5 protein-coding genes are annotated in these 7,763 nt (G+C 44.8%); all 5 read left to right on the forward strand.

The window, feature by feature from the left end; translation table 11 throughout:
- Window positions 1–61 precede the first annotated feature (61 nt).
- The 5 genes from R7E00_RS21275 (at window position 62) to R7E00_RS21295 (ending at window position 7,510) form a co-directional block, all read left to right on the forward strand.
- On the forward strand, window positions 62–2,392 hold the full coding sequence (locus R7E00_RS21275; protein ID WP_047102650.1) for a patatin-like phospholipase family protein: 2,331 nt from the start codon (window positions 62–64) through the stop codon (window positions 2,390–2,392).
- A 268-nt stretch (window positions 2,393–2,660) separates the two neighbouring features.
- On the forward strand, window positions 2,661–5,258 hold the full coding sequence (gene acnB, locus R7E00_RS21280) for a bifunctional aconitate hydratase 2/2-methylisocitrate dehydratase (protein WP_005380009.1): 2,598 nt from the start codon (window positions 2,661–2,663) through the stop codon (window positions 5,256–5,258).
- A gap of 99 nt (window positions 5,259–5,357) precedes the next feature.
- Window positions 5,358–5,726, forward strand: coding sequence for a YacL family protein (locus tag R7E00_RS21285; RefSeq protein ID WP_262606243.1), 369 nt, complete (start codon window positions 5,358–5,360; stop codon window positions 5,724–5,726).
- 188 nt (window positions 5,727–5,914) lie between these two features.
- Window positions 5,915–6,253, forward strand: coding sequence for a P-II family nitrogen regulator (locus R7E00_RS21290; protein ID WP_005386570.1), 339 nt, complete (start codon window positions 5,915–5,917; stop codon window positions 6,251–6,253).
- Window positions 6,254–6,280: 27 nt separating this feature from the next.
- Window positions 6,281–7,510: an ammonium transporter gene (locus tag R7E00_RS21295; RefSeq protein WP_047102648.1), complete on the forward strand. Its 1,230-nt coding sequence runs from the start codon at window positions 6,281–6,283 to the stop codon at window positions 7,508–7,510.
- The last annotated feature ends 253 nt before the right edge of the window (window positions 7,511–7,763 follow it).

Genomic DNA, 7,763 nt, shown 5'->3' on the forward strand with positions numbered 1-7,763 from the left:
TGTTAGTACAGTACTGCTAGCACGCCCTACTTGATAAGATATTCAATAAAGGAAGAAGTGAATGTTCAAAAAGCTGTTATCAAGCCCATCGGTTCGCAACTTTGCGCTTTGGGTTAGTACCTTTTTGATGATCACTCCTTCTGTTTCCCTCGCAAACTCTCTAACAAAAACGGATGACTTGGAACCTCGACCAAAGGTGGCGGTTGTGCTCGCTGGTGGCGGAGCGAAAGGGGCGGCACACATTGGAGTTTTAAAAGCATTGGAAGAAATGCAGATTCCTGTGGATATTGTGACCGGTACCAGTATGGGTGCCTATGTGGGTGGGCTTTATGCCACGGGGATGAGTGCTGATGAAATCGAGAGTTTTATCTACACCGTCGATTGGGGCAGCGGTTATCGAGATCGTGTTGACCGTAGCCAACGTAGAGTTCGTGACAAAGAGTATGAAGACCGCTATCAAATTAATACCGACCTCGGCTTAAGATTCGGTGAGGTACGAGCACCAACGGGTGTGGTGCAAGGCCAGAACATGTTGCGAGTATTGCGTGAGACTACAGGGAACTTAGGGCGATTCGATTCTTTTGATGATCTTGCCATTCCCTATCGTTCTGTTGCGACAGATATTCTTGCCCTAGAAGAAGTCGTACTGGGCAATGGTTACCTTGTTGATGCAATGATGGCTAGCATGTCTGTACCAGGAGCGCTTCCTCCTTATAAGCTCAATGGCCATATGCTTGTTGATGGCGGCGTCGTCAATAACATGCCTGTCGATGTGGCTCGCGCCATGGGGGCTGATGTCGTTATTGCCGTCGATATTAGCACCGATTACAAAACCGAAGATGAATTTACGGGGCTGTTTACTGTCGCGGACCAACTCTCTAACTATCTCGTTCGTCGTAGTACACAACAGCAAGTGGACGAGCTTGAACCTCAAGATATCTATATTCGTCCCAATGTGGGCACCATGGAAACCGTCGAGTTCGACAAAATGCCTTGGGCTTTTCAAGCTGGGTACGATATTACCAAGCAATTAAAAGACAAGCTGAAAGAGTTACGCTTGTCCAACGCGGACTATCAAAAATACATCGACCGCAAACAAGAAGTTCGTAAAACTTTGATTTATGGCGATCAGCGTGTGGTTGATGACATTGTGATTGTAAATAACACGCACTACAGCGATGTGTTGTTGACGAATCGTATTGAATTAGAAACCGGACGTCGTATTTCAACGGCCGAAATTGAGAAAGCCGTTGAAAACCTCTACGCGTTAGATCGGTTCGAGCTCATCACTTATCACTTTGAAGAGGTTGATGGTGAGACATTGTTGGTTTTTGATGTTAACGAGAAGTCGTGGGGGCCTAATTATCTCAACTTCCGATTTTTTCTTGAAGATGACTTCGATACAGATAGCCAGTACGGCATAGGAATATCGACCAACTTTACCAATTTAAACTCTCATGGCGCGGAGTTGGCGTTCAACGTAGAAATGGGCACGGATAAGCTGATTGAAGCTGAGTTGTATTCCCCTGTTTTATCTAGCCAAGAACTTTTTGTATCGGGGCGAATTTCCTATGGTAGTGAGAGCCGAAACTTACCTTTAACAGAGCCTCAAGCACCAGATTTAGAGTCAGTAAATGACTTTTTTCCGGTCACTTACGATGATTTTACAACAGAGTTAGCGATAGGTATCCAACCCACATTGTGGCAAGAACTTCGATTTGGCGCTCGCTACTCTACCGGAGATATTGAGCTTTCTACTTTGGCTTCTGCTGGTAAATTGGATTTTGAACGTCGTGGCCTGTTTGCCAACTATCGCCTGGATACACTTGATGATTTCGCATTTCCGACTCGTGGACTTTTAGTCGATCTCGAATATTTAGTGTCTCATGATCAAAGTCCTCAGGGCGTTAGCCTTTTAGAGACTGACAAAATTATTGAAGATACCGTTTATGAAATCTCTGCACGATTTAAAGGTGCAGTGAGTCATCAGCGTCATACTTTAGTCGGACATGCTGAATATAGTTTTGTAGAGAGTAAAAACTCATCTTTACCGCTTGATCCCAGAGAGTTGGGCGGCTTCTTAAGCCTATCGGGAATCCCAAGAAATAGCCTGATCGGACAGAACTTATTTTTCAGCAGTTTGGTGTACCGATATAAGTGGTTTGATAATGATTTCGGATTGTTTGAAGCTCCAGTCTACCTGGGCGCATCGGTCGAATATGGCGGTGTTTGGTCTGATAATGATCTGAAACTAAACGAAGCGCCGCTTTACAATGCTGGCTCCATCTTCTTTGGTGTTGACTCACCAATAGGACCAATAATGTTGGCATACGGTCGTACCGAGCAAGATTTGGATGCTGTGTATTTGATCGTAGGAACATCGTTTAATTAACCGGGTATGAGAAAGCAAAAACTTGGCATATTTGGTCAAAATTAGCAGAACTTTAGTCGTAAGTTGCTATGTTGGTCAAAATGATAAGATTTTAATTTAAGGTTAAATTTGCTATTATTTTGCCCACAGTTTGGCCTCTACGGCGCTGTTTCTCAATCATAATTGAATGAAAACAAGGGCAATGGAGAGCCAAGTTTCCAAGGATGTTCACTCCTTTACTTTAACAATAGTAATAATAGAGGAGGAACCGCAATGAGAGGAAAAAGTCGTGCTTGAAGCCTACCGTAAACACGTCGAAGAGCGTGCTGCTGAAGGAGTTGTTCCTAAACCGCTAGACGCAGAACAAGTTGCTGGACTTGTAGAACTTCTGAAAAATCCCCCGCAAGGTGAAGAAGAAGTCATTCTTGACCTACTTGAAAACCGTATCCCTCCAGGTGTTGATGAAGCTGCTTATGTAAAAGCGGGTTTCCTAACAGCAGTAGCAAAAGGTGAAGTTAAATCACCATTAGTGAGTCGTGAAAAAGCGGCTGAACTGCTAGGCACTATGCAAGGTGGTTACAACATCGAACCGCTAGTTGAGCTATTGGATGATGAAGCACTGGCAGAGATCGCAGTAAAAGCGCTGTCTCATACGCTGCTGATGTTTGATGCTTTCTACGACGTAGAAGAGAAAGCAAAAGCAGGCAATGCGCATGCACAGAAAGTACTTCAATCATGGGCTGATGCTGAGTGGTTCCTTTCTAAGCCTAAGCTTGAAGAAAAAGTCACTCTAACCGTATTTAAAGTAACAGGTGAAACGAACACGGATGACCTTTCACCTGCACCTGACGCTTGGTCTCGTCCTGATATCCCAGTACACGCACTGGCGATGCTTAAAAACGAGCGTGAAGGAATAAACCCTGATCAACCGGGTACTATTGGCCCGATCAAGCAAATTGAAGAGTTAAAAGACAAAGGTCATCAATTGGTTTACGTTGGTGATGTTGTTGGTACTGGCTCTTCACGTAAATCGGCAACCAACTCAGTGCTTTGGTTTATGGGTGATGATATCCCTTACGTTCCAAACAAACGAGCTGGTGGGTATGTGCTTGGTGGCAAAATTGCCCCTATCTTCTTTAACACAATGGAAGATGCTGGCGCACTACCAATTGAAGTTGACGTAACTAAGCTCAACATGGGCGATGTTATCGATGTTTACCCATATGAAGGTAAAGTTTGCAACCACGAAACTGGTGAGGTTCTAGCTGAGTTCTCGCTAAAAACAGAAGTACTGATTGATGAAGTTCGTGCTGGTGGTCGTATCCCATTGATCATCGGTCGTGGTTTGACAGACAAAGCGCGCCAGTCTCTAGGTCTTGAGCCTTCGGACGTATTCCGTAAACCTGGTGAAATCGCAGATTCTGGCAAGGGTTACACGCTTGCACAGAAAATGGTTGGTAAAGCGTGTGGCGTAGAAGGCATTCGCCCTGGTACCTACTGTGAGCCGAAAATGACGACAGTAGGCTCGCAAGATACTACTGGCCCTATGACTCGTGATGAACTTAAAGACTTGGCGTGTCTCGGCTTCTCTGCTGATCTTGTCATGCAGTCTTTCTGTCACACATCGGCTTATCCAAAACCAGTAGACGTTAACACTCACCATACACTTCCGGACTTTATTATGAACCGCGGTGGTGTATCTCTTCGTCCTGGTGACGGTATTATCCACTCATGGCTAAACCGTATGCTACTACCGGATACTGTCGGTACGGGTGGGGACTCACATACTCGTTTCCCTCTGGGTATTTCATTCCCAGCCGGCTCGGGCTTGGTTGCCTTTGCAGCTGCGACAGGCGTTATGCCGCTAGACATGCCAGAGTCAATCTTGGTTCGTTTTAAAGGTGAAATGCAACCGGGTATCACACTACGTGATCTTGTTCATGCCATCCCTTACTACGCGATTCAGCAAGGTCTACTAACGGTAGAAAAAGCGGGCAAGATCAACGAATTTTCTGGCCGTATCCTTGAGATTGAAGGCCTAGAAACGCTAACGGTTGAGCAAGCATTTGAGCTTTCTGATGCATCTGCAGAGCGTTCGGCGGCAGGTTGTACTGTGAAATTGTCTCAAGAGTCGATCGAAGAGTACTTAAACTCTAACATCGTGATGCTGAAGTGGATGATCTCTGAAGGCTACGGTGATCGCCGTACTATCGAGCGCCGCATTACTGCAATGCAAGAGTGGCTAGCAAACCCTGAGCTGATGCAAGCAGATAAAGACGCTGAATACGCACATGTGATTGAAATCGATATGGCTGAAATCAATGAGCCAGTACTATGTGCACCGAATGACCCAGATGACGCTCGTTTGTTGTCTGAAGTACAAGGCACAGCGATTGATGAAGTGTTCATCGGTTCTTGTATGACGAACATCGGTCACTTCCGCGCAGCAGGTAAATTGCTTGATAAGTTCAATGGCCAGTTAGCGACGCGCCTTTGGGTAGCGCCACCAACAAAGATGGATAAAGACCAACTGATTGAAGAAGGCTACTACGGTATCTTCGGACGTGCAGGGGTGCGTATTGAAACGCCAGGGTGTTCACTTTGTATGGGTAACCAAGCGCGTGTTGCAGATAAATCAACAGTAATGTCGACTTCAACGCGTAACTTCCCGAACCGTCTGGGTACTGGTGCGAATGTTTACCTGTCGTCAGCTGAGCTAGCTGCAGTAGGTGCAATTCTAGGTAAGATTCCAACCAAAGAAGAATACCTAGAATACGCGAAGCAAATCGACGCTACGGCAACGGATACATACCGCTACTTGAACTTCCATAAAATGGATCAATACACCAAGAAAGCGGACGAAGTGATCTTCCAAGAACCGGCATAATCAGAAATGCACAATTCGAAAGCACCTCATATGAGGTGCTTTTTTTATGGGAGCAATTCGCTATACTCGCACCAAATTGATACGAAATAGGCAATCTCGGTGGAATTTGAATTCATTCGTAACACGTTGATGGGCGAGTACTACGTAAAATGTAGCATGGGACATGAGATTGTAGGGCGCTGGTTGCAAGAAGAAATTGGCAAAGATCCGATGAAGATTGCACAGGTTGAAAAGCTAATTGAGCGGTCATTTTCAGCGCCTTCTCAGGAGCATAACCTAACAGGCACGGAAATTAGCTTGATGATTCAGGGCGACGAAGTTCTTGTACAAGAAAACGCATTAGCCCATGAATATGATGTCGAGATGGAAAGTGAGTTCAACTTCTACAATGCAGAAAGTACAGCAAGTTGTGGGATAGAGGATTTCATGGCACTTATCGAACAGTGGAAAGACTTTTTGAACATTTAATGCACAGTTTTGGGTAACTTCTCTGCCGTTGCTTTAAATTTGTGAAAAGGGCGCACCGATATGGTGCGCTCTTTTTGTTTATAGATATGTAAATTGAGGTTAGCTTTTATTATTCAATGACTTAAAAACTTGGCACGTAGATTGGATTATAAGAAGTGTTTCAGGATGGAAGCTTCGGAGATAACTCAATGAAAATAATCAATGCCATTATTAAGCCGTTTAAATTAGACGATGTACGAGAAGCATTGGCTGATGTCGGTATCGAAGGGATGACAGTATCAGAAGTTAAAGGGTTCGGTCGTCAAAAAGGTCACACGGAATTGTACCGCGGTGCAGAGTATCAAGTTGATTTCCTACCAAAGGTGAAAATTGAAATCGCGACTCACGCAGACAATGTAGATCGTGTTGTTGAAGCAATTACAAAAGCTGCGCAAACCGGAAAAATCGGCGACGGTAAAATTTTTGTTTACGATCTGAACCAAGCGGTGCGTATCCGAACTGGCGAAATGGACGCAGAAGCACTTTAAGAATTCAAAGGATTGGAGATACTTATTATGGAATTAGCAACAACAGTAACCGAGTTACGTTACGCACTTGACACCTTTTTCTTCCTCATTTCCGGTGCGTTGGTAATGTGGATGGCAGCAGGCTTTGCGATGCTAGAGGCTGGCCTTGTGCGCTCTAAAAACACAACAGAAATTCTTACGAAGAACATCTGTTTGTACGCCATCGCATGTACGATGTTTCTGATTGTCGGTTATAACATCATGTATGTCGATAATGGAGAAGGAGGCTGGTTACCTTCATTTGGTACGTTAATTGGTACTCAAGGTGAAGGGGCCGACCACTCTTTAGAGTCTGACTTCTTCTTCCAAGTTGTCTTCGTTGCAACTGCCATGTCCGTCGTTTCTGGTGCGGTAGCTGAGCGCATGAAGCTTTGGTCTTTCTTGATTTTCTCTGCGATTTTAACTGCGTTTATCTATCCAATGGAAGGTTACTGGACATGGGGTGGAGGCTTCCTAGCAGAAGCTGGATTTAGTGACTTTGCGGGTTCTGGTATCGTACATATGGCAGGTGCTTCTGCCGCTCTTGCTGGTGTGTTACTGCTTGGCGCGCGTAAGGGTAAGTACGGTAAAAATGGTGAAATTTATCCGATTCCAGGTTCTAACATGCCTTTGGCAACGTTGGGTACTTTTATCCTTTGGTTTGGCTGGTTTGGATTTAACGGTGGTTCTCAGTTGATGGTTTCAGATTTTGAGAATGCTACAGCGGTAGGTCAGATCTTTCTAAACACTAACGCAGCAGCGGCTGCCGGTGCAATTGCGGCGCTATTCGTTTGTAAAACTACTTGGGGTAAAGCCGATTTAACGATGATTCTCAATGGCGCGCTAGCTGGCTTGGTTGCCATCACTGCAGACCCTCTATCGCCATCACCACTGTACGCGGTTGCGATTGGTGCGGTGTCGGGTGCACTAGTAGTATTCAGTATCATTGCTCTAGATAAACTTAAAATTGACGATCCAGTAGGTGCTATCTCAGTTCACGGTGTGTGTGGTTTCTTCGGCCTAATGGTAGTGCCACTGAGCAACGGTGATGCAACGTTTGGTGCACAGCTTTTAGGTGCCGTAGTTATCTTTGCTTGGGTATTTGGTGCCAGCCTAGTTGTGTGGGCAATCTTGAAAGCAACCGTTGGGATTCGCGTTACAGAAGATGAAGAAATGGAAGGTATGGACATGCATGATTGTGGTGTTGGTGCTTACCCAGAGTTTGTTACGGTGAAATAATCATTAGCTTGTAATAAATGGTTACACACTTAACACAATAAAACCTGCTCCGATGAGCAGGTTTTTTAATATTCGTCATTGTCTTCTTATTGAACATACATATAATAACGCAACTGATAAACGTTATCATTAGCATGGTAAAGGATTAAACAATGAAAAAACTGCTAACTCTTTCAGCACTAACTTGCGCTACTCTAGCTCCAACAGCAATGGCTGCTGAAGAAGTGAACGTCTACTCTTACCGTCAACCTTT

This window comes from Vibrio sp. Vb1755 (assembly GCF_033338635.1).
Taxonomy (GTDB): domain Bacteria; phylum Pseudomonadota; class Gammaproteobacteria; order Enterobacterales; family Vibrionaceae; genus Vibrio; species Vibrio alginolyticus.